Annotated in this window: 23 protein-coding genes, 4 tRNA genes and 1 pseudogene; 22 read left to right on the top strand and 6 right to left on the bottom strand. The window is 60.0% G+C overall.

The genetic code is table 11. From position 1 onward, the window contains the following. Positions 1 to 91 precede the first annotated feature (91 nt). From AC3ITA_RS21895 to AC3ITA_RS21850, 10 genes are all read left to right on the top strand, one after another. On the top strand, positions 92 to 1,117 hold the full coding sequence (locus AC3ITA_RS21895; protein WP_095942659.1) for an NAD(P)H-dependent glycerol-3-phosphate dehydrogenase: 1,026 nt from the start codon (positions 92 to 94) through the stop codon (positions 1,115 to 1,117). Positions 1,118 to 1,148: 31 nt separating this feature from the next. Then, positions 1,149 to 1,496, top strand: a complete 348-nt coding sequence (locus AC3ITA_RS21890) for a DUF4389 domain-containing protein (protein WP_056727994.1) — start codon at positions 1,149 to 1,151, stop codon at positions 1,494 to 1,496. Continuing rightward, positions 1,493 to 1,948 (top strand): phosphohistidine phosphatase SixA, encoded by a 456-nt coding sequence (gene sixA / locus AC3ITA_RS21885; RefSeq protein WP_095942658.1) that lies wholly within the window; start codon positions 1,493 to 1,495, stop codon positions 1,946 to 1,948. Before AC3ITA_RS21890 ends, sixA begins: the two co-directional genes overlap by 4 nt. A gap of 214 nt (positions 1,949 to 2,162) precedes the next feature. Beyond that, positions 2,163 to 3,830: an AMP-binding protein gene (locus tag AC3ITA_RS21880; RefSeq protein WP_150672599.1), complete on the top strand. Its 1,668-nt coding sequence runs from the start codon at positions 2,163 to 2,165 to the stop codon at positions 3,828 to 3,830. 32 nt (positions 3,831 to 3,862) lie between these two features. Beyond that, positions 3,863 to 4,306, top strand: coding sequence for a hotdog fold thioesterase (locus tag AC3ITA_RS21875; RefSeq protein WP_095942656.1), 444 nt, complete (start codon positions 3,863 to 3,865; stop codon positions 4,304 to 4,306). 113 nt (positions 4,307 to 4,419) lie between these two features. Continuing rightward, complete coding sequence (locus AC3ITA_RS21870) at positions 4,420 to 5,226, top strand: alpha/beta fold hydrolase (protein WP_150672600.1); 807 nt, start codon at positions 4,420 to 4,422, stop codon at positions 5,224 to 5,226. Next, positions 5,223 to 6,077 (top strand): alpha/beta hydrolase, encoded by an 855-nt coding sequence (locus AC3ITA_RS21865; RefSeq protein ID WP_095942654.1) that lies wholly within the window; start codon positions 5,223 to 5,225, stop codon positions 6,075 to 6,077. The genes AC3ITA_RS21870 and AC3ITA_RS21865 overlap by 4 nt, the downstream gene beginning before the upstream one ends. Positions 6,078 to 6,127: 50 nt before the next feature. Then, positions 6,128 to 6,787 carry a glutathione S-transferase family protein gene (locus AC3ITA_RS21860; RefSeq protein WP_095942653.1) on the top strand — a complete coding sequence of 220 codons (660 nt, stop codon included), beginning with the start codon at positions 6,128 to 6,130 and terminating at the stop codon, positions 6,785 to 6,787. Between the two features lie 8 nt (positions 6,788 to 6,795). Further along, positions 6,796 to 7,602, top strand: a complete 807-nt coding sequence (locus AC3ITA_RS21855) for a DUF4892 domain-containing protein (protein ID WP_095942652.1) — start codon at positions 6,796 to 6,798, stop codon at positions 7,600 to 7,602. Positions 7,603 to 7,671: 69 nt separating this feature from the next. After that, positions 7,672 to 8,727 (top strand): AI-2E family transporter, encoded by a 1,056-nt coding sequence (locus tag AC3ITA_RS21850; RefSeq protein WP_095942651.1) that lies wholly within the window; start codon positions 7,672 to 7,674, stop codon positions 8,725 to 8,727. Between the two features lie 147 nt (positions 8,728 to 8,874). On the opposite strand, the gene xopAW is transcribed toward AC3ITA_RS21850, so the two are convergent. From xopAW to AC3ITA_RS21835, 3 genes are all read right to left on the bottom strand, one after another. After that, positions 8,875 to 9,507, bottom strand: a complete 633-nt coding sequence (gene xopAW, locus AC3ITA_RS21845; protein WP_150672601.1) for a XopAW family type III secretion system calcium-binding effector — start codon at positions 9,505 to 9,507, stop codon at positions 8,875 to 8,877. 233 nt (positions 9,508 to 9,740) lie between these two features. Then, complete coding sequence (locus AC3ITA_RS21840) at positions 9,741 to 10,790, bottom strand: sensor histidine kinase (protein ID WP_414929062.1); 1,050 nt, start codon at positions 10,788 to 10,790, stop codon at positions 9,741 to 9,743. Then, entirely contained in the window at positions 10,790 to 11,548 is a 759-nt protein-coding gene (locus AC3ITA_RS21835) for a response regulator (RefSeq protein WP_150672603.1), read from the bottom strand. Before AC3ITA_RS21835 ends, AC3ITA_RS21840 begins: the two co-directional genes overlap by 1 nt. 296 nt (positions 11,549 to 11,844) lie before the next feature. Between AC3ITA_RS21835 and pyrF the strand changes: the two genes are divergently transcribed. After that, positions 11,845 to 12,543: an orotidine-5'-phosphate decarboxylase gene (pyrF, locus tag AC3ITA_RS21830; protein ID WP_172435306.1), complete on the top strand. Its 699-nt coding sequence runs from the start codon at positions 11,845 to 11,847 to the stop codon at positions 12,541 to 12,543. Between the two features lie 121 nt (positions 12,544 to 12,664). On the opposite strand, the gene AC3ITA_RS21825 is transcribed toward pyrF, so the two are convergent. Continuing rightward, positions 12,665 to 13,669: an NADP-dependent oxidoreductase gene (locus tag AC3ITA_RS21825; RefSeq protein ID WP_095942647.1), complete on the bottom strand. Its 1,005-nt coding sequence runs from the start codon at positions 13,667 to 13,669 to the stop codon at positions 12,665 to 12,667. A gap of 236 nt (positions 13,670 to 13,905) precedes the next feature. On the opposite strand from AC3ITA_RS21825, the gene AC3ITA_RS21820 reads away from it, so the two are divergent. From AC3ITA_RS21820 to AC3ITA_RS21805, 4 genes and pseudogenes are all read left to right on the top strand, one after another. Continuing rightward, positions 13,906 to 14,667, top strand: a complete 762-nt coding sequence (locus tag AC3ITA_RS21820) for an SDR family oxidoreductase (protein WP_095942646.1) — start codon at positions 13,906 to 13,908, stop codon at positions 14,665 to 14,667. Positions 14,668 to 14,944: 277 nt separating this feature from the next. Then, on the top strand, positions 14,945 to 16,330 hold the full coding sequence (locus AC3ITA_RS21815) for an aminotransferase-like domain-containing protein (RefSeq protein WP_489278355.1): 1,386 nt from the start codon (positions 14,945 to 14,947) through the stop codon (positions 16,328 to 16,330). A gap of 108 nt (positions 16,331 to 16,438) precedes the next feature. Continuing rightward, positions 16,439 to 17,542: pseudogene (locus tag AC3ITA_RS21810) on the top strand (HAMP domain-containing protein); the annotation flags it as partial. Beyond that, positions 17,522 to 18,403, top strand: coding sequence for a methyl-accepting chemotaxis protein (locus AC3ITA_RS21805; RefSeq protein WP_371918222.1), 882 nt, complete (start codon positions 17,522 to 17,524; stop codon positions 18,401 to 18,403). The pseudogene AC3ITA_RS21810 and the gene AC3ITA_RS21805, both read left to right, overlap by 21 nt. A 537-nt stretch (positions 18,404 to 18,940) precedes the next feature. On the opposite strand, the gene AC3ITA_RS21800 is transcribed toward AC3ITA_RS21805, so the two are convergent. Then, positions 18,941 to 19,699 (bottom strand): hypothetical protein, encoded by a 759-nt coding sequence (locus tag AC3ITA_RS21800; protein ID WP_191628382.1) that lies wholly within the window; start codon positions 19,697 to 19,699, stop codon positions 18,941 to 18,943. 385 nt (positions 19,700 to 20,084) lie between these two features. On the opposite strand from AC3ITA_RS21800, the gene AC3ITA_RS21795 reads away from it, so the two are divergent. The 4 genes from AC3ITA_RS21795 (at position 20,085) to AC3ITA_RS21780 (ending at position 20,497) form a co-directional block, all read left to right on the top strand. Then, positions 20,085 to 20,160 (top strand) — tRNA-Glu (locus tag AC3ITA_RS21795). A gap of 2 nt (positions 20,161 to 20,162) precedes the next feature. After that, a tRNA-Gly gene (locus AC3ITA_RS21790) sits at positions 20,163 to 20,238 on the top strand. A gap of 104 nt (positions 20,239 to 20,342) precedes the next feature. Further along, positions 20,343 to 20,418 (top strand) — tRNA-Glu (locus AC3ITA_RS21785). A gap of 3 nt (positions 20,419 to 20,421) precedes the next feature. Continuing rightward, positions 20,422 to 20,497: transfer RNA gene (locus AC3ITA_RS21780), tRNA-Gly, on the top strand. Positions 20,498 to 20,555: 58 nt separating this feature from the next. Here AC3ITA_RS21780 and AC3ITA_RS21775 read toward each other — a convergent pair. Beyond that, positions 20,556 to 21,425, bottom strand: coding sequence for an AraC family transcriptional regulator (locus tag AC3ITA_RS21775; RefSeq protein WP_489278354.1), 870 nt, complete (start codon positions 21,423 to 21,425; stop codon positions 20,556 to 20,558). A 405-nt stretch (positions 21,426 to 21,830) separates the two neighbouring features. Between AC3ITA_RS21775 and AC3ITA_RS21770 the strand changes: the two genes are divergently transcribed. The 3 genes from AC3ITA_RS21770 to AC3ITA_RS21760 are packed head-to-tail and all read left to right on the top strand — an operon-like array spanning position 21,831 to position 23,920. Continuing rightward, a complete protein-coding gene (locus AC3ITA_RS21770) occupies positions 21,831 to 22,031 on the top strand; it encodes a Flp family type IVb pilin (RefSeq protein ID WP_150672609.1) in 201 nt (66 codons plus the stop codon). A 26-nt stretch (positions 22,032 to 22,057) separates the two neighbouring features. Continuing rightward, a complete protein-coding gene (locus AC3ITA_RS21765) occupies positions 22,058 to 22,576 on the top strand; it encodes an A24 family peptidase (RefSeq protein WP_489278353.1) in 519 nt (172 codons plus the stop codon). 15 nt (positions 22,577 to 22,591) lie between these two features. Further along, positions 22,592 to 23,920 (top strand): DUF8689 domain-containing protein, encoded by a 1,329-nt coding sequence (locus tag AC3ITA_RS21760; RefSeq protein WP_150672611.1) that lies wholly within the window; start codon positions 22,592 to 22,594, stop codon positions 23,918 to 23,920. Positions 23,921 to 23,924: the final 4 nt, after the last annotated feature.

Here is a 23,924-nt window from a genome sequence, read left to right as displayed (position 1 = left end):
CGGATGCAGGTATTTGATGTCGGGGCTGGCCGCCGATGGGCTGCCCCGTATAATGCCGACATCGCCACTGGTATGGATTAACGGATTGCATATGACTGAGCAGCGCCCGATTGCGGTCCTGGGAGGCGGAAGTTTTGGAACCGCCGTGGCTAATCTGCTGGCCGAGAACGGGCATCAGGTCCTTCAGTGGATGCGTGACCCCGAACAGGCCGAGGCCATTCGGGTCAATCGCGAGAACCCGCGTTACCTCAAAGGCATCAAGATTCTGCCTGGCGTCACGCCGGTCACCGACCTGCAAGCCACCCTGGACGCCTGCGACCTGTGTTTCGTTGCATTGCCCTCCAGTGCGCTGCGCTCGGTGCTGGTGCCCCACGCCGAACGCTTGACCGGCAAAATGCTGGTGAGCCTGACCAAAGGCATCGAAGCCCACACGTTCAAGTTGATGAGCGAGATCCTCGAAGAGATTGCCCCGCAGGCGCGCATCGGCGTCCTGTCCGGGCCCAACCTGGCCCGTGAAATCGCCGAACATGCACTGACCGCCACGGTGGTCGCCAGTGAAGACGAAGAACTCTGTCAGCAGGTTCAGGCCGCGCTGCACGGGCGCACCTTTCGTGTGTACGCCAGCGCCGACCGTTTCGGCGTGGAACTGGGCGGGGCGTTGAAAAACGTCTATGCGATCATCGCCGGCATGGCGGTGGCGCTGGGCATGGGGGAAAATACCAAGAGCATGCTGATCACCCGGGCATTGGCGGAAATGACTCGCTTTGCGGTGAATCAGGGCGCGAACCCGATGACCTTCCTGGGGTTGGCGGGCGTGGGCGATCTGATCGTGACCTGTTCGTCGCCCAAGAGCCGCAACTATCAGGTCGGTTTCGCCCTCGGCCAGGGCCTGAGCCTGGACGAGGCGGTCACGCGCCTGGGAGAAGTCGCCGAAGGGGTCAACACCCTTAAAGTGCTCAAGGCCAAGGCCCAGGAGGTTGGTGTGTACATGCCGCTGGTCGCGGGGCTGCACGCGATCCTGTTCGAAGGCCGCACGCTGGAGCAGGTCATCGCTTTGTTAATGCGTGGCGAGCCGAAAACCGACGTCGACTTTATTTCCACCAGTGATTTCAACTAATCACGCTTGCCAGAAAAGCAGGGAGTTGCGCATGAACGATCCAAAAGTAGAAGCCAAGTACGAATCCATCCTGCTGCGGGTGCTGTGGATGATCCTCTTCGTGCTGGTGTGGCAAGTGGCGCAGTTCATCCTCGGCGCCGTCGTGCTGGTGCAGTTGATCTATCGTTTGTTCTATGGCGCCCCAAGCGCCAGCCTGATGAATTTCGGCGACAGCCTGAGCCAGTTTCTGGCGCAGATCGGTCGTTTCGGCAGCTTTCACAGCGACCAGAAGCCTTGGCCGTTCGCCGACTGGCCGACGCCGCGTACACCGGAAGGTGAGGCGCCGCATGTCGTGGCACCGGCACCCCATCCGGCCCGAGATGAGGAACCCAAGCTATGAAACTCTGGGTATTGCGTCATGGTGAAGCTGTACCACACGGCTCTCGCCCCCACGATTCGGAGCGGGAACTGACGGATAACGGTCGTAAGGAAGTATTGAAAATCGCCGCGGAGCTGGTGGGTCAGCCGCTGACCGGCATTTACGCGAGCCCGTACCTGAGAGCGCAGCAAACAGCGCAACTGGTACGAGAGGCATTGGGTTTCGAACCGGAAATCCGCACCGTCGAGTGGCTGACACCGGACACGGAGCCGGACAAGGTGGCCGAACAGATGGTCGCGGTAAGCAACGTGTTGCTGGTCAGTCACAACCCGCTGGTGGGGAATCTGCTGAGCTACCTGCAACATGGTGCCGGACATCTGCCGGAAAGGGTCAGCACTGCCGGTTTGGCGCAGCTCGAGGGGGATGAGCTGCTGGTCGGGTCAATGACGCTCGACAGCATCAAGCATCCATGAAGACATTGACTGGCTTGAAGTTGGCGCCGAACACTGGGGGAGCGAGCTTGCTCGCGATAGCGGTAGAGCAGTCAGCAAATTTGTTGAATGTGAGTCAGTCATCGCGAGCAAGCTCGCTCCCACAGATGTAGAAAAAATTTGTATGAAATAGTCAACCAAGCACTTGCTTGGTTGACTACGCTTGCTCCAGACCAAAAACAAAGGAGCGAGTCGCATGTCTGCTGCTTTTCGTTTGCCGCTGGACGTCTTTTACGAGCGTGAGGCCCGTCATCCGCGCCAGCGCTTTTTGGTCCAGCCTGTCGGCGGCGGCCAGGTCGAGACCTTGACCTGGGCCGACGTCGGTCATCAGGCCCGCTGTGCCGCCCACTGGCTGCGAGCGCGGGAACTGCCGCAGGGCAGCCATATCGCCCTGATCTCGAAGAACTGCGCGCACTGGATCATTGCCGACCTGGCGATCTGGATGGCCGGGCATGTCTCGGTGCCGTTGTACCCAAATCTGACCGCCGAGACCGTTGCCCAAGTACTCGAACATTCGGAGGCGGCGCTGGCCTTCATCGGCAAGCTCGACGACTGGCCAGGCATGTCCCGTGGCGTCAGCCCCGACCTGCCGACCATCAGCTTGCCCTTGCATCCTCCTGGCGACTTTGATTTCAGCTGGGACGACCTGCAACGCAGCTCGCCCATCCAGGACAATCCCAAACCTGCCGCCGATCAGCTGGCGACCATCATCTACACATCCGGCACCACGGGCATGCCCAAGGGCGTGATGCACAGCTTCGGCAATCTGGGGTTCGCCACTACGCGCGGCACTGCGTTGTTCGGCCTCAACGAGTCGGACCGCTTGTTGTCCTACCTGCCACTGTGCCACGTTGCCGAGCGGATGTTCGTCGAACTGGCATCGATCTATACCGGCCAAACGGTGTTTTTCGCCGAGAGCCTCGACACCTTCCTCACTGACCTGAAGCGTGCGCGTCCGACCGCACTGTTTGGCGTGCCGCGCATCTGGACCAAATTCCAGATGGGCGTGTACGGCAAGATTCCGGCAAAACGTCTCGACTTCCTGCTCGGGCTGCCGATCATCGGCAAAAGGGTCGGGCATAAAGTCCTCGCCGGATTGGGGCTGGATGCGTTGCGCATCGCGTTGTCCGGCGCAGCTCCGGTGCCGCAGACCTTGTTGCAGTGGTACCGCAAACTGGGACTAGACGTGCTGGAGGTCTACGGCATGACCGAGAGTTGCGGCTACTCCCATATCGGCATGCCGGGCCAGAACAAACCGGGCTGGATCGGCAAGCCGTGTCCGGAAGTCGAAGTGCGGATCGCCGAGACGGGGGAAGTCATGGTGCGCAGTGGTGCGACCATGCTCGGGTATTACAAGGAACCGCAGAAAACCGCCGACACCATTACCGAGGACGGCTTCCTGCGTACCGGCGACAAGGGTGAGGAGGACGCCGAAGGCAATCTGCGCCTGACCGGGCGCCTGAAGGAAATCTTCAAGACCAGCAAAGGCAAGTACGTGGCTCCGGCACCGATTGAAAATCGCCTGGCCGTGCATTCGCGTATCGAGCAGGTCTGCGTGGTGGGCGATGGCTTGAGCGCGCCGCTGGGGTTGTGCGTGTTGTCGGCGGTCGGCCAACAGGATGCCGGCGGGGTCGCGCGCGCGGGCCTGCATTCGAGCCTGGAAAAACTGCTGGAAGAGGTCAACGGCGCCCTCGACAAGCATGAACAACTGCGGCGCCTGGTTGTGGTCAAGGACAGTTGGGCCGTGGAAAACGGCTTTCTCACCCCGACCCTGAAGATCAAACGCAACGTGATCGAAGCGGCTTACGGTGAGCGCTTTGAGGAATGGAGCGAGCGCAGCGAAGCGGTGCTGTGGCAGGATTGATCCACGAATAAAACCAACGAGGAAACTCTGCGATGAGCCTGTGGCGCACCACCCCGAATATCGAGCGGTTGAACGCAATCCAGAAAAACACCATTGGCGAAGTGCTGGACATCCGTTTCGAAGCCTTTGACGACGACTCCCTGACCGCCAGCATGGTCGTCGATCACCGCACCCACCAGCCTTACGGCTTGTTGCATGGCGGTGCCTCGGTGGTGCTGGCCGAATCGGTCGGCTCGATGGCCAGCTACCTGTGCATCGATGCCAGCAAGTTCTATTGCGTGGGCCTGGAAATCAACGCCAACCATTTGCGCGGCCTGCGCAGCGGACGGGTGACGGCGGTGGCCAAACCGATCCACATCGGCCGCACGACCCATGTCTGGGACATTCGCCTGACCAGCGATGAGGGCAAGGCCAGCTGCGTGTCGCGACTGACCATGGCAGTGGTACCGTTGGGTGAAAATCCGCCGGCGCGTTGAACCAAAGCCATGGCTTTGACCGGACTGTCATCATTCCTGTCAGTTACGGTCATTGCCGCAGGACGCGGTCTTGCGGACAATCAACGCCTGTTCTCGCTCATGGATTTGCAGGTATGTCGCAACAGATCTTTTTCGCCCACGCCAATGGTTTTCCTTCGGGGACCTACGGCAAGTTGTTTGCGGCGCTGGCACCCGAGTTTCAGGTGACGCATCTGGAGCAGCACGCCCACGATCCGCGTTTTCCGGCGGACGACAACTGGTACAACCTGGTGGATGAGCTGATCCATCACCTGCAACAACAGGCCGAGCCTGTGTGGGGCGTCGGTCACTCCTTCGGTGGCGTGTTGCACCTGCATGCCGCTTTGCGCTGCCCTGAGCTGTATCGCGGGGTGGTGATGCTCGACTCGCCAGTGCTGACACGCACCGACCGATGGGTCATACGGGCGGCCAAACGCTTTGGTTTCATCGACCGTTTGACCCCGGCCGGGCGTACCCTGGGCCGCCGTGAAGAATTCGCCGACCTGGACAGCGCCCGCAAGTATTTCGCTGGCAAGACCCTGTTCCGCGGCTTCGACCCGGAATGCTTCGATGCCTACCTGCAACACGGCTTGCATCAGGTCGGCGACAAGCTGCGCCTGCGCTTCGACCCGGCCACGGAAATCAGCATCTATCGCGGCGTGCCGCACACCAGCCCGGGCAGCACCCGGCAGTTGCAAGTGCCGCTGGCGGTGGTTCGCGGGCATGACAGCCGCGTGGTGATGCGTCATCACGCCAGTTCGGTCGACCGCCTGCCGCTGGGTGAGTCGTTGACCATGCCCGGCGGCCACATGTTTCCGCTCGAACGTCCCCTTGATACCGCTGGCATGCTCAAAGGCCTGTTCTATCGCTGGGGCGGCCGTCGACAGCAGGATTGCGCATGAACCACGTCGTCGAAGAGGTTCGTCTGAGCCTGCCGCACATCGAACTGGCTGCGCACCTGTTCGGCCCTGAAGGCGGTTTGCCGGTGATTGCCCTGCATGGCTGGCTGGACAACGCCAACAGCTTTGCCCGCCTGGCGCCGAAGCTCAAAGGCCTGCGCATCATCGCGCTGGACATGGCCGGTCACGGTCATTCCGGGCATCGCCCGCCAGGCGCCGGTTACGCCATGTGGGACTACGCCCACGATGTGCTGCAAGTCGCCGAACAGCTTGGCCTGCGCAAATTTGCGCTGATGGGGCATTCGATGGGCGCGATTGCTTCGTTGATCATCGCCGGGTCGATGCCCGAGCGGGTCACCCATCTGGCATTGATCGACGGCATCATTCCTCCTACGGACAAAGGTGAAAACGCTGCCGAGCGCATGGGCATGGCCCTGCAGGCGCAGCTGGACCTGCGGGAAAAGCGCAAGCCGGTCTACGACACCCTCGACCGAGCCATCGAGGCGCGCATGAAGGGCCTGGTGGCGGTCAGCCGCGAGGCCGCTGAACTGCTGGCGCAGCGTGGCCTGATGCCGGTGCCTGGCGGTTACACCTGGCGCACCGACAATCGCCTCACGCTGCCATCGCCGCTGCGTCTTACCACCGAACAGGCCATGGCGTTCGTCCAGCGGATCAAGTGTCCTGCAACATTGGTGGTCGCTGCCGACGGCATGCTCGCCAAACACCCGGAACTGCTGGAGCGTCTACCCTTTAGCCGGGAACAGCTGCCAGGCGGCCACCATTTGCACCTCAATGACGAGTCCGGTGCCGATCTTGTCGCAGACTGTTTCAATCGGTTTTTCGCCATTCCTTGACTTGCGCCGGGCAACTGTCGAGGCTTGGCGGGTTGAAAAGGGAGACAACCATGATAGATCTCTACACCGCTGCGACCCCGAATGGCCACAAGGTCTCTATCGTGCTCGAGGAACTCGGCCTGCCCTACACGGTGCATGCCTTGAGTTTCGACAAAAAGGAGCAGAAGTCCGCGGACTTCCTCAAGATCAACCCCAATGGCCGGATTCCGGCGATTGTCGACCGCGCCAACGGCGATTTCGCCGTGTTCGAATCCGGCGCCATCCTGATTTACCTCGCTGAACAGACTGGCAAACTGATGCCATCGGACCCGAAGGGGCGCTCGCTGGTATTGCAGTGGCTGATGTTCCAGATGGGCGGGATCGGCCCGATGCAGGGCCAGGCCAACGTGTTCTTCCGCTACTTTCCGGAAAAACTCCAGGGCGCCATCGACCGCTATCAGCATGAAACCCGTCGCCTCTACGAGGTGCTCGACACGCGGTTGCAAAGCGTGGAGTTCCTCGCCGGCGAGTACAGCATTGCCGACATCGCCACCTTTCCCTGGGTGCGCGGTTACGAGTGGTCGGGCGTCTCGGTGGAGGGCTTGACGGCGCTGCAACGCTGGATGGCAACCCTGGAGGGCCGGCCGGCGGTGCAGCGTGGTTTGCAGGTACCGAAACGCGCCGATGAAGCCAGTATCATCAAAGGCGCCCAGGCCATGCTGATCCGATGAGTCTATCCATGCGTTCATTCAGTTTGCTGGTGCTGTGCAGTTTCAGTCCCTTGTCGTTCGCCGCCGATGTTCCGGGCAGTCAGGACCTCCCGATGGTGCCGCGCATGGTCGACGCCCAGATTGTCGACTATCGCCCCGCCGCCGAACTGGAGCGGATCTACCCGTTGGGCTCGATCCGAAAAATCAGTGGCCAGTTACGTTTCGACGGTCAGGTCAGTGCCCGCGGCAACGTCACTTCGGTGACCTACGAGTTGCCACCGGAGCATTCATCCATCGAGGCGTTCACCGCTGCCCGCGAGGCTTTGCAACAGCAAGACGCCGGGTTGCTCTTTTGGTGCCAGGCACGCGATTGCGGCGAAAGCAGCCTGTGGGCCAATGAGGTCTTCGGCAACGCCAAGCTGTACGGCGCCGACGATCAACAAGCCTATCTGCTGCTGCGTCTTGCCGCTCCACGGGACAACACGCTCATCGCGCTGTACAGCATCACCCGGGGTAATCGCAAAGCCTACCTGCATGTCGAGCAGTTCGACGCTTCGACACCGCTGGGCCAGTTGTTGCCGACCTCAGCGACCTTGCTGCGTGAGCTCAAGAGCACCGGCGAGCTCGATTTTTCCACGTTGAACAGCGCACCCGACGAGGCCTGGCTACGCCTGATTTCTCGCGGACTGAATCTGGACACCACCTTGCGGGTCAGCATTTCCGGAGCGAACGCCGAAGCCTGGCGTCAGGCACTGATTGGCCAGGGCGTGCGTGCCGCGCGGATGGAAACCGGCAGTGCCGAAGGCTCTGGCCTGCACATCGAGCTATTGCGCTAGGCTGTACCGGGCGAGCGTGCAAGCGGCGTTCGCCTACTCTTTTGCTGACTGACTTTTTCGAGACTTTTGATGATCAATAACGATCGCCTGTTGGTGCAGATCCTGCTCGTGGTGTTGTTCGGCGCGAGCTTCTGGGTGATGGCGCCATTCTGGTCGGCGATGTTCTGGGGCGCGGTGCTGGCATTTGCCAGTTGGCCGCTGATGCGCCTGCTGACCCGTTCGCTCAATGGCCGCGAGTCGCTGGCGGCGGCATTGCTGACGCTGGGCTGGATGGTGCTGGTTGCGGCGCCACTGGTGTGGCTGGGTTTCAACCTTGCCGATCATGTGCGCGACGCCACGGCATTCATCAAGGATGTACAGGTCGATGGGCTGCCCGAAGCGCCGCTGTGGTTGGGGTCGATTCCCCTGGTCGGCGAGCGGCTGGTAGGCATCTGGAACAGCATCGATGAGCAGGGCGCGGCGATGATGGTATCGCTCAAGCCTTATCTGGGGCAGGTGGGTAACTGGTTGCTGGCGCGCAGCGCACAGATCGGCGGCGGTATTCTCGAGCTGACCCTGAGCATCGTCTTCGTGTTCTTTTTCTATCGTGACGGGCCGCGCCTGGCGGCGTTTGTACACACGCTGCTGGAGCGCCTGATCGGTCAGCGGGCCGGCTATTACATTGAACTGGTGGCGGGCACGGTACAGCGGGTGGTCAACGGCGTGATTGGCACTGCGGCGGCCCAGGCGATCCTGGCACTGATCGGGTTCCTGATTGCCGGCGTACCGGGTGCGTTGGTGCTTGGCATCGTGACGTTCATGCTCAGCCTGATCCCGATGGGCCCGCCGCTGGTGTGGATTCCGGCAACCGCGTGGCTGGCCTGGAAGGGCGAATACGGGATGGCCATTTTCCTCGGCATCTGGGGCACATTCGTCATCAGCGGTGTCGACAACGTGCTCAAACCGTACCTGATCAGCCGTGGCGGTAACCTGCCGCTGGTCATTGTGCTGCTTGGGGTGTTTGGCGGATTGATTGCCTTTGGCTTTATCGGCCTGTTTATTGGCCCGACATTGCTGGCGGTGGCCTACAGCCTGTTGATCGACTGGAGCAAGACCCAGGCGCGGGTGGACGATCGCCGGCCCTGAGATTTGTATACAGCTTCGGGCCTCTTCGTCGGAACGCCGCCCGGAGCAAGCCCGCTCTCACATTGATCCTGGTTGATCACAAGACCCGTGTGGGAGCGAGCCTGCTCGCGTAGCAAGCGACTCGGTTTATCCGACTGGATACTTAAATCAGGTCGCCACGTTCAGGTTCTTGCCCACGCTCGCCACGGTATCGAGCGAATACTGCTTGCTCAGGTTGGCGATCATTATTTGCAGCGCTTCATTTACGTTCGATTGATCGGAAGAACTGTTGGTGTTCTGCTCGCGACCAGTCTGCAGGGCCGCCTTGAGTTCATCACTGCTCACGCCACCGCTGCTGTCGCTGTCCAGCGCCTTGAGCAGCGCGGCACTGGTGTCGGTGCTGGTCGACGCGTTGCTGGTGCTGGTCTGCAAGGCGCTGCTCAGTTCGGTAGCGCTGACGCTACCGTCGCTGTCGGCATCGAGCTGGCTGAACAGTTCGTCGCCGGACGCCTGTTGTGGCGGTGGCGGCGGTGGAGCCATCGCGGCCATTTCTTCGCCGCTCAGGTTGCCACTGCCGTCACTGTCGAGGTCGGTGAAATTCTTGCTCAGGCTGACCAGCAGGCCGTCGTCGGATTTCTGCGACAAGGCACTCTTGAGCTCATCCTGATCGACCGTGCCATCGCTGTTGCTGTCGAGTTTGGCCAGCAGGTCCTTCTGGAATTGCTGGCTGCGGGCGCTATTGGTTGTGGTGCTGCTGGTGCTGGTGTAGCTCGAGTAGCTGCTGCTGATACTACCGATCATCGGGCTCACTCCCTGGAAAGATAAACCGGTGGTGTACCGGCTTATGCAGACTCGGGGGGCGAGTTGTCGTGGGTATGTGGAGTTTGTACCGAGTGGTACACAAAGCTGTCAGCCTCACCAATACCCCTGTGGGAGCGAGCCTGCTCGCGAAGACGGCATCACATTCAACCAGGATGTAGCTGATACACCGCTTTCGCGCGCAGGCTCGCTCCCACAATGGGCCGGTGTGGCTTTCAGGCGCGCGGCAGGCGAATCACCGCCGTCAGGCCTCCGCCCGGAGTTTCTTCCAGTGTCAACTGCCCGCCCATCCGTTGCGCGGCCTCGCGGGCAATGGTCATGCCCAGGCCAACGCCGCCGGAATTGCGATTGCGCGAGCCTTCAAGGCGAAAGAAGGGTTCGAACACCGCTTCACGTTGTTCCGGGGCGATGCCCGGGCCATGGTCGATGACTCGAATCACCAGCTGGTCACGATGGTCTTGCAGGGTAATCAGCGCCTGTCCGGCATAGCGCAGAGCGTTGTCCATCAGGTTGTTGATGCAGGAACGCAAGGCCATCGGCTGCACTTGCAGGGGCGTGCAGTGGCCGCTGGCCTGGACGTTCGCGCCCTGATCCTGGGCATTCTCACTCAGTGATTCCACCAACGCCTGCACGTCCATCCACTGCGGGGCTTCACTGGTGCGCTGTTCATGCAGGTAGGTGAGGGTGGCGTCGAGCATGCTGATCATGTCGTCGAGGTCCTGGCGCATCTGGCCTTGCAGCTTGTCGTCGTCGATTTTCTCCAGCCGCAGCTTGAGCCGCGACAACGGCGTTCGCAGGTCGTGGGACACCGCGCCGAGCATGCGTGAGCGCTGCTTGACCTGTTCCAGGATGCGGCGCTGCATTTTGTTGAACGTGTGTGCCGCTTGCCGTGCTTCCCGTGGTCCCGATTCATCCAGTGGCGGGCTGTCGAGGTCTTCGCTCAAGCGCTCGGCCGCGTCGCTCAGGCGCTGGATCGGCCGGCTCAGCAGTTTGGCGCCGTACCAGGCGGCGATGATCAGCGAGACAAATTGAAAGGTCAGGGGTACCAACGGGCCGCCAAACCACGGTCGAGGTGGCCGTTTCTCGAAGCGTGGGTCCAGCGGCGGGCGTGGCCCGTCCTGGCCTTCGGAAAACTCTGGGGGAGGCGGCGGCGGTGGCGGACCGTAATGGTGAAACCAGGCAAAGGCCAGCAGGTGCGCGAGGATAATCGCCAGCAACAGCACGCCAAACAGGCGGCCGAACAGCGTATCGAAGCGCCCGCGCATCAGCCGATATCTCGGGCATCGAACAGGTAACCCTCGCCGCGAACGGTCTTGATCAACTGCGGAGCCTTGGGGTCGTCGCCGAGTTTCTGCCGCAGGCGCGACACCAGCAGGTCGATGCTGCGGTCAAAGGCTTCGATCGAACGACCGCGAGCGGCGTCCAGCAGTTGTTCGCGGCTGAGCACGCGGCGCGGACGTTCGATAAACACCCAGAGCAGACGGAATTCGGCGTTGGACAGCGGCACCACCAGGCCATCATCGGCGATCAGTTGCCGCAGCACGCTGTTCAGGCGCCAATTGTCGAAACGAATGTTCGCCCGCTGTTCGCTGCGGTCATCGCGCACCCGGCGCAGGATGGTCTGGATCCGCGCCACCAGTTCGCGAGGTTCGAACGGCTTGGCCATGTAGTCGTCGGCGCCCAGTTCCAGGCCGATGATCCGGTCGGTGGGTTCGCAGCGGGCGGTGAGCATCAGGATCGGGATGTCCGACTCGGCGCGCAGCCAGCGGCACAACGACAGACCGTCTTCACCGGGCAGCATCAGATCGAGCACCACCACGTCGAAATGCTCCGCCTGCATCGCCAAGCGCATCGCGGCGCCATCGGTGACACCGCTGGCGTGGATGTTGAACCGGGCCAGGTAGTCGATCATCAATTCGCGGATCGGGATGTCATCGTCGACGATCAGGGCGCGAATGTTCCAGCGTTTGTCGTCACCGGGCGTTTTTTGGTCGTCGTTCACGGGTGCTTGGGTGTTGTGCATGCGTGCGTTCATCTGCCAGGTAGGCTGCCAACCACAAAGATAGGCTGCGAGGTTGTGGTTCCAGCATAGGCGTCCGGCCCTGAGGCGGGAAGTGCTGTTGCAGGGACCTGTTGCGGTTGCCGAGGGTAGCGGGCCAGGGTGTTGGCGGCGTGTCGTGTCTGTATCGAACTCGACACAATGGCCTCAAGGGCTAGTCTTGCCTGAGCCGTCGCGACGATTTACCGATCATCGGGTCCCGCAGCGGCGCTGGTTCCGCTACAATGCGCGCCGATTTCGACTTGCCTGAGAGCCCACTCATGTCCGCCTGCCAGACTCCCATCATCGTCGCCCTGGATTTCCCTACCCGTGACGCCGCACTGAAGCTGGCCGATCAGTTGGACCCGAAGCTGTGCCGGGTCAAAGTCGGCAAGGAACTGTTCACCAGTTGCGCTTCGGAAATCGTCGGCACCCTGCGTGACAAGGGTTTCGAAGTGTTCCTGGACCTCAAGTTCCATGACATCCCGAACACCACCGCGATGGCCGTCAAGGCCGCTGCGGAAATGGGCGTGTGGATGGTCAACGTGCATTGCTCCGGCGGTCTGCGCATGATGGCTGCGTGTCGTGAAGTGCTGGATCAGCGCACCGGTCCTAAACCACTGCTGATCGGCGTGACCGTGTTGACCAGCATGGAGCGTGAAGACCTGGCGGGCATCGGCCTGGACATCGAGCCGCAAGAGCAGGTGCTGCGCCTGGCCGCGCTGGCGGAAAAAGCCGGGATGGACGGCCTGGTGTGCTCGGCCCTGGAAGCCCAGGCGCTGAAAACGGCGCATCCATCGCTGCAACTGGTGACCCCGGGGATTCGTCCGGCGGGCAGCGCCCAGGACGATCAGCGTCGCATTCTGACCCCGCGTCAGGCGCTGGATGCCGGTTCCGACTATCTGGTGATCGGCCGTCCGATCAGCCAGGCGGCGGATCCAGCGAAGGCGCTCGCCGACGTAGTCGCAGAGATAGCGTAAACGCCGCTAAACCTGTAGGAGCGAGCCTGCTCGCGAAGGAGTATCAGTTACGTTGATGTCGACTGGCACACCATCGCGAGCAGGCTCGCTCCTACAGGGTTTTGTTTTTTCGGGTAAAGGGTCAAACCTTCAACACCAACTTCCCGAAATTCTCGCCGCTGAACAATTTCATCAGCGTCTCTGGAAAAGTCTCCAGTCCTTCGACGATGTCTTCCTTGCTCTTGAGCTGCCCCTTGGCCATCCAGCCGGCCATTTCCTGTGCGGCGCTCGCGTATTGGGCGGCGTAGTCCATCACCACAAATCCTTCCATGCGCGCACGGTTGACCAGCAGTGACAGGTAGTTGGCCGGCCCCTTGACCGACTCCTTGTTGTTGTACTGGCTGATGGCACCGCAAATCACCACCCGCGCCTTCATGTTCAAACGGCTCAACACCGCGTCGAGAATGTCGCCACCCACGTTATCGAAATAAACGTCGACGCCTTTCGGGCACTCGCGCTTGAGACCGGCGAGGACGTCTTCGCTCTTGTAGTCGATAGCGCCATCGAAACCCAGCTCATCGATCAGGAACTTGCACTTGTCGGCGCCGCCAGCGATGCCAACCACCCGGCAGCCTTTGATCTTGGCGATCTGCCCGGCGATGCTGCCCACGGCGCCCGCCGCGCCCGACAGCACCACGGTGTCACCGGCCTTCGGCGCGCCGACGTCGAGCAGGGCGAAGTACGCCGTCATCCCGGTCATGCCCAGCGCGGACAAGTAACGTGGCAGCGGTGCCAGTTTCGGATCGACTTTGTAGAAGCCACGAGGCTCGCCGAGGAAGAAATCCTGCACGCCGATGGCGCCATTGACGTAATCCCCGACCGCGAACCCCGGGTTGTTCGAGGCAATGACTTTGCCCACACCCAAGGCGCGCATGACTTCGCCGAGCCCGACCGGCGGAATGTAGGACTTGCCCTCGTTCATCCAGCCACGCATGGCCGGGTCCAGGGACAGGTATTGGTTTTCGACCAGGATCTGACCCGCCGCCGGCTCGCCGACCGGTACTTCCTGGTAGGTGAATGTCTCACGGGTCGCCGCGCCAACCGGACGTTTGGCGAGCAGGAATTGGCGATTGGTCTGGGAGGTCATGGCAGGCACTCAAGATGAATGAAGCTTTGTTGATAGCCGGTCAGCGCCGATGCCGCAAGTTCGGCTGATGCGGCGAATGCAGGTTGATCCAGTGCAGTGATAGTTGGTACGGCAGTTCCATCACTGCAACTCATGGGCACCCAACCGGAGTCTTGATAGTGCTGCCGTGTTCAAGACCTCCATGACTAGACTGGTCCCACGCGATTCCCCGCATTCTTCTTTTCGAGGACATAACAATGAGCATGACGTTTTCCGGCCAGGTGGTCGTGGTGACAGGCGGGGCGGCCGGTATTGGCCGCGCGACTGCCCAGGCATTTGCCGCCGAGGGCCTTAAGGTCGTGGTGGCCGATATGGACGTGGCGGGCGGCGAGGGCACGGTGGCGCTGATTCGTACGGCCGGTGGCGACGCGACCTTCGTGCGCTGCAACGTTACCCTGGAAAGCGATGTAAAAAATCTGATGGAGGAGGTGATCAATACTTACGGTCGCCTCGACTATGCCTTCAACAATGCCGGCATTGAAATCGAGAAAGGCAAATTGGCCGAAGGTACGCTCGACGAGTTCGACGCGATCATGGGCGTCAACGTCAAAGGCGTCTGGCTGTGCATGAAATACCAGTTGCCGCTGCTGTTGGCGCAAGGGGGCGGCGCGATCGTCAATACGGCATCGGTGGCCGGCCTTGGGGCAGCGCCGAAAATGAGCATCTACGCAGCCTCCAAACATGCGGTGATCGGCCTGACCAAGTCGGCGGCCATTGAGTACGCCAAGAAGAAGATCCGGGTCAATGCGGTGTGCCCGGCGGTGATCGACACGGATATGTTCCGTCGCGCCTATGAAGCCGACCCGAAAAAAGGCGAGTTCGCCAACGCCATGCATCCGGTCGGTCGCATCGGCAAGGTCGAAGAGATCGCCAGCGCGGTGCTGTACCTGTGCAGCGATGGCGCGGCGTTCACGACCGGCCATTCGCTGGCGGTGGATGGTGGTGTTACTGCGTTCTAAAACGACGCACCGATATCAGGTACACCGGGAACCTGTGGGAGCGGGCTTGCCCGCGATGAGGGAGTGTCTGCCGACATTGATGTCGCCTGATACGCCGCAATCGTCGGAACGCCGCCCGGAGCAAGCTAGCTCCCACTGGTTTTTTGGTTCCGCTATAGGGCCTGTCAATGTGTTTCAAATGATTAGATCCAAGGGTTTTGGCGGCGTTGTCGCACATGCCTTCGAACTCGCCTGTGATTAACTGCTTCTCGCAAAATCAACAGGAGTTTGCTTGCTCATGGAATTGAGAATCGACCGACAGGCGCTGGTGCCTGTCGTACAGCAAATTGTTGACGCACTGACCCGCTGGCTTCATTCCAGCGGGGTATCGCCCGGTACGCGCCTGCCTTCGGTGCGACAGATCGCGCGGATCAATTTGCTCAGTCAGGTGAGCGTCGCCCAGGCCTGTGAACGCCTGGTGACGCAGGGGATGCTGGTGTCAGGTCATGGCGCCGGCTATGCGGTTGCCGACCCGGCATTGGCCACAGGCGCAAAGCACGAGCCTGTCTGGTTCGAGGGGGCTGAGCCCGAGATCGGGCCCTGTTCGACTGCGTTGAGGCTGGGCTGTGGCGGGCTGCCTGAAAGCTGGCGCGAGACAGACGATCTGATTTACGCGATTCGGCAAGTCAGTCGTACCGACACGGCGAGCCTGTTCAACTACGGCACCCCGCTGGGATTGCCAGCCTTGCGACAACAGATCCTCAAGCACCTTCGGCAGCTGGATATTCGGGCGCAGGACAACCGGATCATGACCACGGCGGGTGCCAGTCAGGGGCTCGACCTGATTGTGCGGACACTGTTCAAGGCCGGTGATTGTGTGGTCGTGGAGAGTCCCGGTTATCCGGTGCTGTTCGATCTGCTCAGGCTGTACGGCATCCACATGGTCGAGGTGCCGCGAACACCGCGCGGGCCGGACGTGGACGTGCTCGAATCGGTGCTGGTCAAACATCGGCCTCAAGGGCTACTCATCAATAGCTTCTATCACAACCCGACGGGCAGCAGCCTTGCACCGGCGGTGGCGCGCCGCGTGCTGCAGCTGGCCAGGACCTTTGGTGTGCAGGTGATCGAAGACGACGTCTATGCGGATCTGCACAGCGGTTCCGGTATGCGACTGGCTGCGCTGGACGACGACGTGATCTACGTAGGCAGCTTTTCCAAGACACTCAGCAGTTCCTTGCGGGTCGGTTTCGTGGTGGCCGATGCCGAAGTCATTACGCGCCTGGCCGAGGTCAAGATGATCAGTGGCATGGGCGCCTCGCGATTTTGCGAATCGGTGCTGGCGTGCCTGTTGGCTAGCGGTGCCTACCGCAAACTGGTGCAGCGTCAGCGCCAACGCTTGAGCAGCGACCGGCTGGTGGTGTTGCAATTGCTCGAAGATGCCGAATGGGAGATTTTCGGCAAGCCGGCGGGAGGCCTGTTCATCTGGGCGCGATCAAGAATGTCCGACTACGATCAGCTGCGGACCCAGGCCCGGCGCTTGGGTGTGCTGCTGTCATCGAAGACCGCCTTCAACCCCTCGGGGGAGGCCAGTGACTGGCAGCGTATCAACGTGACATATGCTTGCGATCCGCGTGCCCGGGCGTTCTTCAGGGCCACTGCCCGGGATCGACCTCAAGCGTTCTGAAAACGACGTTGACGTAGCTTTTTGCCATTATTCCGGCGCCAGAGCCTTGTGTTGCCACTGGCCCGTTGCGAATCTGCGTCTACAGACTTTGGCAGGGGACTAAGTGCAATGAATTCGGCCGTGCAAGGACGTTTTGCCAACCTCGGTATGGCGAAAAAACTGGGTGTCGGGTTTGTCCTGGTGCTGTTGTTGACTGCGCTGGTAGCGGGCATTGGCGTTTGGTCCCTGCAAACCATCAGCCAGCGCTTCGACGGGCTCAAGCAAATGTCATCGCTCAACAGCGGTTTGCTCAAGGTGCGACTGCTGGAGCAGGAGTACGCCTTGCACGGCAATCCGAAAACCGTCGATGCCCTGCACGAGGGCGTCGATGGTTTGATCGCCCTGGCCGGCCAGCTCAAGGCCGCATCTGCGGCCAATGTGCCGGTGATGAATGATGTCGAACAGTCCCTGGGGGCCTATCGCAAGGCCTTCGACGAGTTTGTCTCGCTCAGCCAGGCCAAGGACCTCGCGCTGGAAATGGCCAGTTGGTCGGTGTCCAGCGTGGCCAATAATCTTGATGTATTGCAATCCGGGCTTGCCGATGACGGCACCTATACGCTGAAGGATTCCGAAGGCAAGGACGGTGCGCAATTCATCGAACAGGCCAGCCAGGTCAGTCAGGTTTCACGCTTGATGCTGCAAGCCATGAATGAAGCCCGCGTGCGTCTGGATCAAAGCCGCAAAGGTGATGACAGCGCCGGGCAGGGCAAGATCGAACAGGCCAGCCAGGCACTGGCCCAGGCCGAGCAGCTCAAGACTACGGTCAAGGATGAGGGTTACCAGACCGTCCTCAATGAGGTGACAGGCCATATTGCCAGTTTCAGTGACAAGCTCGCCGAGTACACCGGCCTGCTGGAGCAGGAAAAAACCGTCTATCAACAATTGCATCAACGCGCAGCCCAGGTGGTCGAGCGGGTGGATCAGGCTTATGTCGCGCAAGACCTGGCGATGCAGGCTGAACTGAAAAAGAACTCGCTGCTGATCATTGGCTCTTCCGCGTTGGCCTTGCTGGTTGGGCTGGTTGCCGCTTGGTTCATCACCCGGTTGATCGTGGCGCCGCTGCGTAGCGTGATTCAGGTGGCGCAACAGATTGCCTCGGGGGATTTGAGTGCGACCATCGACGTGACCCGCCGCGACGAGATCGGTCAGTTGATGCAGGCAATGCAGCAAATGGGCGCGGGGCTCAGCCATATAGTCAGCGGCTTGCAGTCGGGTATCGAACAGTTGGCGACTTCCGCCCAATCGTTGTCGGCGGTGACTGAACAGACCAACCTCGAAGTCAGCACCCAGAAGGAGGAAACCGAACAGGTCGCCACCGCAATGAATCAGATGACGGCCACGGTGCATGATGTCGCACGCAATGCAGAGGAGGCGGCGCTGGCCGCGCAAACGGCTGACGGCAAGGTTGAAAGTGGTCAGCAGGTGGTGCGCCAGAGCATGGCGCGGATCGAGCAGTTGGCGGATTCGGCCACCTCGGCCAGTTCGAGTATCGAAAGCCTGAGTGCGGAAATCCAGAACATCGGCACGGTTTTGAGTGTGATCAAAAGCGTGGCGGAGCAGACCAACCTGCTGGCATTGAACGCGGCGATCGAGGCGGCCCGGGCCGGCGAGCAGGGCAGGGGCTTTGCGGTGGTGGCCGATGAAGTGCGTGCACTGGCCAAGCGAACCCAGCAATCGACCGAGGAAATCGAGCGCCTGGTCAGCGCCTTGCGCTTGGCGGCGCAGTCGTCGGTGCAGCAGATCCAGAGCAGTGGCGAGCTGGTGAAGCTGGCGGTCAGCGATGCCTTGCAGACCGAAAGTGCGCTGGGAAGCATTGCGGCGGCGGTGTCGTTGATCCAGCAGATGAACCAGCAGATCGCCGCGGCGGCCGAGGAGCAGAGCTCGGTGGCCGAGGAGATCAATCGAAGTGTCACCAGTATTCGCGCCAGTGCCGATCAGTCATCGCTGGCGATGCAGGGCAATGCCGCGTCCAGTATTCAGCTGGCGCAACTGGGGGTTGAACTGAAGGGGATGGTGGGGCATTTCAGGCTGTAGGAGCGAGCTTGCTCGCGATGGACGCAAGAACAACGTGTATAGCCAGTAAACACGCGTTCTCCTTAACGACCATCGCGAGCAATGCAGTTCAGTTAAGGAAATTGTAGGAGCGAGCCTGCTCGCGATGGACTCAAGAGCGCCGCGTTTAGCCAGTAAATACGCGTTCTCCTTAACGACCATCGCGAGCAATGCAGTTCAGTTAAGGAAATTGTAGGAGCGAGCCTGCTCGCGATGGACTCAAGAGCGCCGCGTTTAGCCAGTAAACACGCGTTCTCCTTAACGACCATCGCGAGCAGTGCAGTTCAGTTAAGGAAATTGTAGGAGCGAGCCTGCTCGCGATGGACTCAAGAGCGCCGCGTTTAGCCAGTAAATACGCGTTCTCCTTAACGACCATCGCGAGCAATGCAGTTCAGTTAAGGAAATTGTAGGAGCGAGCCTGCTCGCGATGGACTCAAGAGCGCCGCGTTTAGCCAGTAAATACGCGCTATCGTTAACGACCATCGCGAGCAAGCTCGCTCCTACAGTGGTTTACGCTGGTCAGTCGTAGATCACTTTCTTCTTCCAGTCCGCGTCAGCCTCGACGTCCTTGAGACCTTCGGTCAACTGGTTGACCTCGCCTTCGACCGGTGCGATGCGATCCATGACCTGGTCATTGGCGCGAGCCAGGAGTTTTTCCAGGTACTCCAGTTGCTCGGCGTAGACCTGTGGTTCCTGTTGTTTGCGCAGGTATTGCACGCCGCGTTCGAATGCCAGGCGAGCCTGCCCGGGCTGGTTCTGTTGCAGGGAGTGCTGGCCGAGGTTGTTGAAGAACTCGATGTGCAGCAGCACCAGGATGTGGCGCACTTCACGGATCCAGCGCTTGGCTTCGTTGGGGGGCAAGAAGCCGTCCTGTGCCGCGCGGGTAATCTGGCCGTGCAGAGCTTCGAGCAGGAAGCGGACATCCTTGGCCTTGGCTTCGGTCTGGATCGGTGCCGGTGGATTGTTGACCGGGATGGATTCACCCTTGCCAACAAGGGCCTCCAGTTCGGCGATCCGTGCCTTGAGGTTGGCGCTGGATTTTTCCAGGTTGAGCAGGCGCTGGCAGACGTTGAGTTCCAGGCGGGCCAACAGCAGCTTGAGTGCCGGGGTCATCAACTGGCCGGGGAACGTCTCGGTGATTTCGCCGCAGCGTCGCAGGCGATCATTGAGCTCAATCTTGGTACGGGCCTTTTCCAGCTTGTTGTTTTCCACCACATGGTTCATGTAGCCAATGGCGATCAACAGTGCGATCCCGGCTACAACTAGCAGGGTGATCATGAGTGGCGTCACCGGTAAGACCTCTTTATAGGTTACGCATGGGAGTCTGGTTACTTGGCATTTGAGCGCCCAGGCCCGCACGACGGGTTGGATCGGACATGCTTGTATTTATATCGGCCGGAGCCCCGCTTCTATAAATGATGGCACTCGATATACAGATTGCCATCATCCGGTGGACTATAACGCCTTGGCGGGTGCCAGAATATAGGCGTCAAACGCCGGGCAGCGGAAAAACCGCAATGGCGTCCAAAAGCAGGGCGAAGTCATTGATTTAAATAAATTTATAACAGGGGGTTGACGACATCTCAATCCATCCATAGAATGCGCGCCACTTGCAGCGTAAAGCACACAGCGAAACGAAGCAGGGAGTGAATGTTGTACGTGTGTCCCCTTCGTCTAGTGGCCTAGGACACCGCCCTTTCACGGCGGTAACAGGGGTTCGAGTCCCCTAGGGGACGCCAATGCGGGAATAGCTCAGTTGGTAGAGCACGACCTTGCCAAGGTCGGGGTCGCGAGTTCGAGTCTCGTTTCCCGCTCCAATTTTAAACAGCGTTGCTTTCGGGCAGGGCTGAGTGAAACCAGAACCAAGTCTTCGGATGCGGCTCTGGACACCGAAACACACACCATGTGTTCCGGGTAGCGTGTCCCCTTCGTCTAGTGGCCTAGGACACCGCCCTTTCACGGCGGTAACAGGGGTTCGAGTCCCCTAGGGGACGCCATTTGCGGGAATAGCTCAGTTGGTAGAGCACGACCTTGCCAAGGTCGGGGTCGCGAGTTCGAGTCTCGTTTCCCGCTCCATATTTAACGAAAACGCCGCTCATTGAGCGGCGTTTTCGTTTGCGCGTAAAAAACCGGATCAACCGCTGAGGCTTTGGACCAGGCTTTCGAGCGCTTCAGTGGTTTTCTCATCCTCTACCAGTTGCGCAGCCGCAGCTGCTTTGAGTTGGCGTGCCAGGCGGTATTCGCTGGGCGTACAGTTGGCGAACTGCTTGAAGGCACGGGCGAAGTAGGAAGGATCCTTGAAGCCGGCTTCATAGCCGATGCTGGTAATCGGCATCTGGCTGTTGTCGAGCAGGTCTTTGGCGAAGTTCATGCGCTTGTCCAGGATGTAATCCGTGAAGCCAAGCCCATTGGCTTCCTTGAACAGGCGGCTGAAGCGAAATGTTGTCATGCCGCAGCGCTGCGCGAGGTCTCTCTGATCGATGCTGTCTCGAAAGTGCTGTTCGATGTACAGCATGACGTTGTTCAGCGCCTGGTGTTTTTGGTGTCCCGAGGTTAGCCGGATGCTGTCCGGCAGGGTCGGGGAGTGGTCGATCTGCGATGACTTGCCCTGGCCGTGGGCATTTCGGCGCAGCTCGCAGAGCTGAACCACCGCCGTCAGGTAACGCTTCTTCTCGGTGATCGAGAGCGGTAGCACCATGTATTCCCAGACGGCGGAGCGCATGGCCCAAACCGCCAGTTCCTCCGAATGCTGCACGGTGAACATGGAGATCGGGATGGTGGGGGTGGTGCGTTTGATCTCCAGCAATAGCTTCAAACCTGGAGTGTCAGGGCGATCAAAATGAATGCAGACCATGTCTGCCTGTTCCCTGATGGGCAGCACGGAGTTTTTTACCAGTTTGCAGTCGCAGGCGTCCTCGAACTGCGTGACGAGTTCTTTCGTGGACCGATCATGAGTCAGATCGAACCACAGGAGCGATGGCCTTCTGGTCAAATTGGACGTCATGTCTCTACTCTGGGGTTCTAGTGACTCTCTTCGCCAGTATTGCCAATGTGCTATCACTTTGCAGATTTAATCCCGATAGGAAAGATGATTTTTAGATCTATTCGCTCTATGGGTTGCCTGGAAGGCGGCTGCGGACGAATGTTTGCTCGGGCGTCTTCGAAAAAATCGGGGTGAGCCGCCTGTCGCTTGTGAATCAATGGCAATTGCCTTTGCGTTTCAGTGCCCTGTTTACCCCTCCCGTTGCTGCTGTAAAGGCCAATGCTCCGTATTTGGCCGCCCCGCAAAAAAGTCCTAGCGATGTGCAAAATCTTCCTAACGCCTATGCCTGCACCCTGACTAGTGTTGCATCAGGCAGCGCAGAAAGTACTGCCTCAGAAAAAACAACATTCGAGTGAGGTGGGCAAAATGATCATGCAAACAATCAAGGCTTCGGTAGTGAAGTTCGTCAAAGACGAAGATGGTCTGACCATTGTGGAATACGCGGTAGCGGGTGGACTAATAACCCTGGCGGTTGTCACTGCTTTTACCACCTTGGGCACCGCCATTACCACTCAGCTCGGTAGGCTAGCTGCCTGTATGGTCCCAGGTGGGGCGGCGTGCACGTAAGTTTATTCCCGGTGAGAGATGCAGCTATGCCTTTTGAGCAGATATTTATATCAATTGTTCTATTAGGGCTGCTAGGAATTGCGGTGGTGAGCGACCTTCGTCGCCACCGCATCCCCAACCTGCTGGTTCTTTTAGGACTTGTTTTGGGTTTGACCAGTCAGGCTTATGCCAGTGGAGTTGAGGGGCTTGGTAATGCTGCGCTGGCCATGCTGATCGGCTTTGCAGTGTTTCTACCCTTGTACGCACTGGGCGGTATGGCCGCCGGGGACGTCAAGTTGATGGCGATGGTCGGATGTTTTTTTACACCGCATGACGCGTTGTGGACGGCGCTTTTCAGTCTGGCGGCCGGTGGTTTGTGCGGTTTCTTGATCATCCTTTTTCGTGGCCAGTTGCTGCAAACCTTAGCGCGCTACGGGTTGATATTAAGGGCGCGAACTTACTTGGCTCCGGCGGTAGATGAAGTGGCCGGAAAACCTTTCCCATACTCCGTTGCAATTTTGCTCGGAACCCTGGCCAGTGGCTATTGGCTGCAGATCGGCCCGTAGCCCAGGAGGCTAGTCATGCACGTCATCGTCGAAAGTGATGCCTACCCCAGTGATCGGGGAGCGGTGCAACGCTTGGCTCCTCAACCCTGCACTATCCGCGAAACTGGCCTGACTGACAGTTTTCTCGGCGAGTTGGTGTGCAAGCATTTGTTTGATGCCGGTGTACTGGACATGTCGCGGCTGGTGGAACGCCTGGCGCTGACCGGCGCGGTACTTGAAGAGGTCCTGGCGTTTCTGCGCAAGGATGGCCGTGTCGAAGTGCTGGGTCAGGCGAGTCAAACGGGTGGGCAGTCGCTGCGTTATGGCCTGACCGAACGTGGTCGCAGTGCCGCCCGCGATGCCCTGTCGCGCAGTGGCTATATCGGTGCGGCCCCTTTCCCGGTGAGTACCTACCGGTCCCTGATCAAGCTACAGACCATTCACCATGGTCGCATCAACGCCAACGATATGCGCAATGCCCTGGCTGGCGTAGTGCTCACGGAGAGGATGCTCGATCAGTTGGGTGTGGCGATGAACTCCGGGCGCGCGATCATGATTTATGGCCCCGCGGGTACCGGCAAGACTTATGTCAGCAGTCGGCTGATCCGTCTGTTCGCCGAGGCCATTTGGGTCCCTTATGCCATCGTCATCAACGAGTCGGTGATCGAGATTTATGACCCGCAGGTGCATCAGCGGCTCGATGATAACGTTCAACAGAACACTCTGATGCTCAACGAGGGCATTGACCGCAGACTGCTGTGCTGCAAACGCCCGATCGTGATCACGGGCGGTGAGTTGAGCATGGAACAGCTGGACGTTCGTTATGACCCTTTTACCCGTCAATACCAGGCCGCCTTGCAGCTCAAGGCCAGCAATGGCCTGTTCATCATCGATGACATGGGACGCCAGCGCATGGCCCCCGCCGAGCTGCTCAATCGCTGGATCGTCCCGATGGAAGAGAAACGCGATTTCCTCAACCTGGGCGGCGGTCGGCATTGCGAGCTGCCGTTCGATCTGATTCTGGTGTTTTCCACCAACCTCAATCCCCTGGAACTGGCCGATGAGGCCTTCCTTCGCCGGATTGGCTACAAGCTGCAATTCGGTTACCTGAAGCCCGAGGAGTACGAAAAGATCTGGCGTCAGGAAAGCGAGCGTCTGGGCATTTCCTATGACCCGTTGCTGGTGCGTTATGTATTGCAAAGGCTTTATGCAAGTGAAGGCATGCCCCTGGTGCCCTGCCATCCCCGTGATCTCCTGAACATGGCACTCGATCGCCAGCGTTATATCGGCGGTTCCGGACCACTGTCACCGAAAGAGTTGGAATGGGCCTGGCACAACTACTTCGTCCAGCTCGACTTTCTTTGATACG

The sequence above is a fragment of the Pseudomonas sp. GL_090 genome (assembly GCF_057837765.1).
Note: the sequence above shows the minus strand (reverse complement) of the source record. Positions and strands in the feature narration are given on the sequence as shown.

Coding starts and splice junctions, on each gene's coding strand:
- AC3ITA_RS21895 (WP_095942659.1), top strand. CDS start 92: ATGACTGAGCAGCGCCCGATTGCGGTCCTGGGAGGCGGAAGTTTTGGA.
- AC3ITA_RS21890 (WP_056727994.1), top strand. CDS start 1,149: ATGAACGATCCAAAAGTAGAAGCCAAGTACGAATCCATCCTGCTGCGG.
- sixA (WP_095942658.1), top strand. CDS start 1,493: ATGAAACTCTGGGTATTGCGTCATGGTGAAGCTGTACCACACGGCTCT.
- AC3ITA_RS21880 (WP_150672599.1), top strand. CDS start 2,163: ATGTCTGCTGCTTTTCGTTTGCCGCTGGACGTCTTTTACGAGCGTGAG.
- AC3ITA_RS21875 (WP_095942656.1), top strand. CDS start 3,863: ATGAGCCTGTGGCGCACCACCCCGAATATCGAGCGGTTGAACGCAATC.
- AC3ITA_RS21870 (WP_150672600.1), top strand. CDS start 4,420: ATGTCGCAACAGATCTTTTTCGCCCACGCCAATGGTTTTCCTTCGGGG.
- AC3ITA_RS21865 (WP_095942654.1), top strand. CDS start 5,223: ATGAACCACGTCGTCGAAGAGGTTCGTCTGAGCCTGCCGCACATCGAA.
- AC3ITA_RS21860 (WP_095942653.1), top strand. CDS start 6,128: ATGATAGATCTCTACACCGCTGCGACCCCGAATGGCCACAAGGTCTCT.
- AC3ITA_RS21855 (WP_095942652.1), top strand. CDS start 6,796: ATGCGTTCATTCAGTTTGCTGGTGCTGTGCAGTTTCAGTCCCTTGTCG.
- AC3ITA_RS21850 (WP_095942651.1), top strand. CDS start 7,672: ATGATCAATAACGATCGCCTGTTGGTGCAGATCCTGCTCGTGGTGTTG.
- xopAW (WP_150672601.1), bottom strand. CDS start 9,507: ATGATCGGTAGTATCAGCAGCAGCTACTCGAGCTACACCAGCACCAGC.
- AC3ITA_RS21840 (WP_414929062.1), bottom strand. CDS start 10,790: ATGCGCGGGCGCTTCGATACGCTGTTCGGCCGCCTGTTTGGCGTGCTG.
- AC3ITA_RS21835 (WP_150672603.1), bottom strand. CDS start 11,548: ATGCACAACACCCAAGCACCCGTGAACGACGACCAAAAAACGCCCGGT.
- pyrF (WP_172435306.1), top strand. CDS start 11,845: ATGTCCGCCTGCCAGACTCCCATCATCGTCGCCCTGGATTTCCCTACC.
- AC3ITA_RS21825 (WP_095942647.1), bottom strand. CDS start 13,669: ATGACCTCCCAGACCAATCGCCAATTCCTGCTCGCCAAACGTCCGGTT.
- AC3ITA_RS21820 (WP_095942646.1), top strand. CDS start 13,906: ATGAGCATGACGTTTTCCGGCCAGGTGGTCGTGGTGACAGGCGGGGCG.
- AC3ITA_RS21815 (WP_489278355.1), top strand. CDS start 14,945: ATGGAATTGAGAATCGACCGACAGGCGCTGGTGCCTGTCGTACAGCAA.
- AC3ITA_RS21805 (WP_371918222.1), top strand. CDS start 17,522: ATGCAGGCAATGCAGCAAATGGGCGCGGGGCTCAGCCATATAGTCAGC.
- AC3ITA_RS21800 (WP_191628382.1), bottom strand. CDS start 19,699: ATGATCACCCTGCTAGTTGTAGCCGGGATCGCACTGTTGATCGCCATT.
- AC3ITA_RS21775 (WP_489278354.1), bottom strand. CDS start 21,425: ATGACGTCCAATTTGACCAGAAGGCCATCGCTCCTGTGGTTCGATCTG.
- AC3ITA_RS21770 (WP_150672609.1), top strand. CDS start 21,831: ATGATCATGCAAACAATCAAGGCTTCGGTAGTGAAGTTCGTCAAAGAC.
- AC3ITA_RS21765 (WP_489278353.1), top strand. CDS start 22,058: ATGCCTTTTGAGCAGATATTTATATCAATTGTTCTATTAGGGCTGCTA.
- AC3ITA_RS21760 (WP_150672611.1), top strand. CDS start 22,592: ATGCACGTCATCGTCGAAAGTGATGCCTACCCCAGTGATCGGGGAGCG.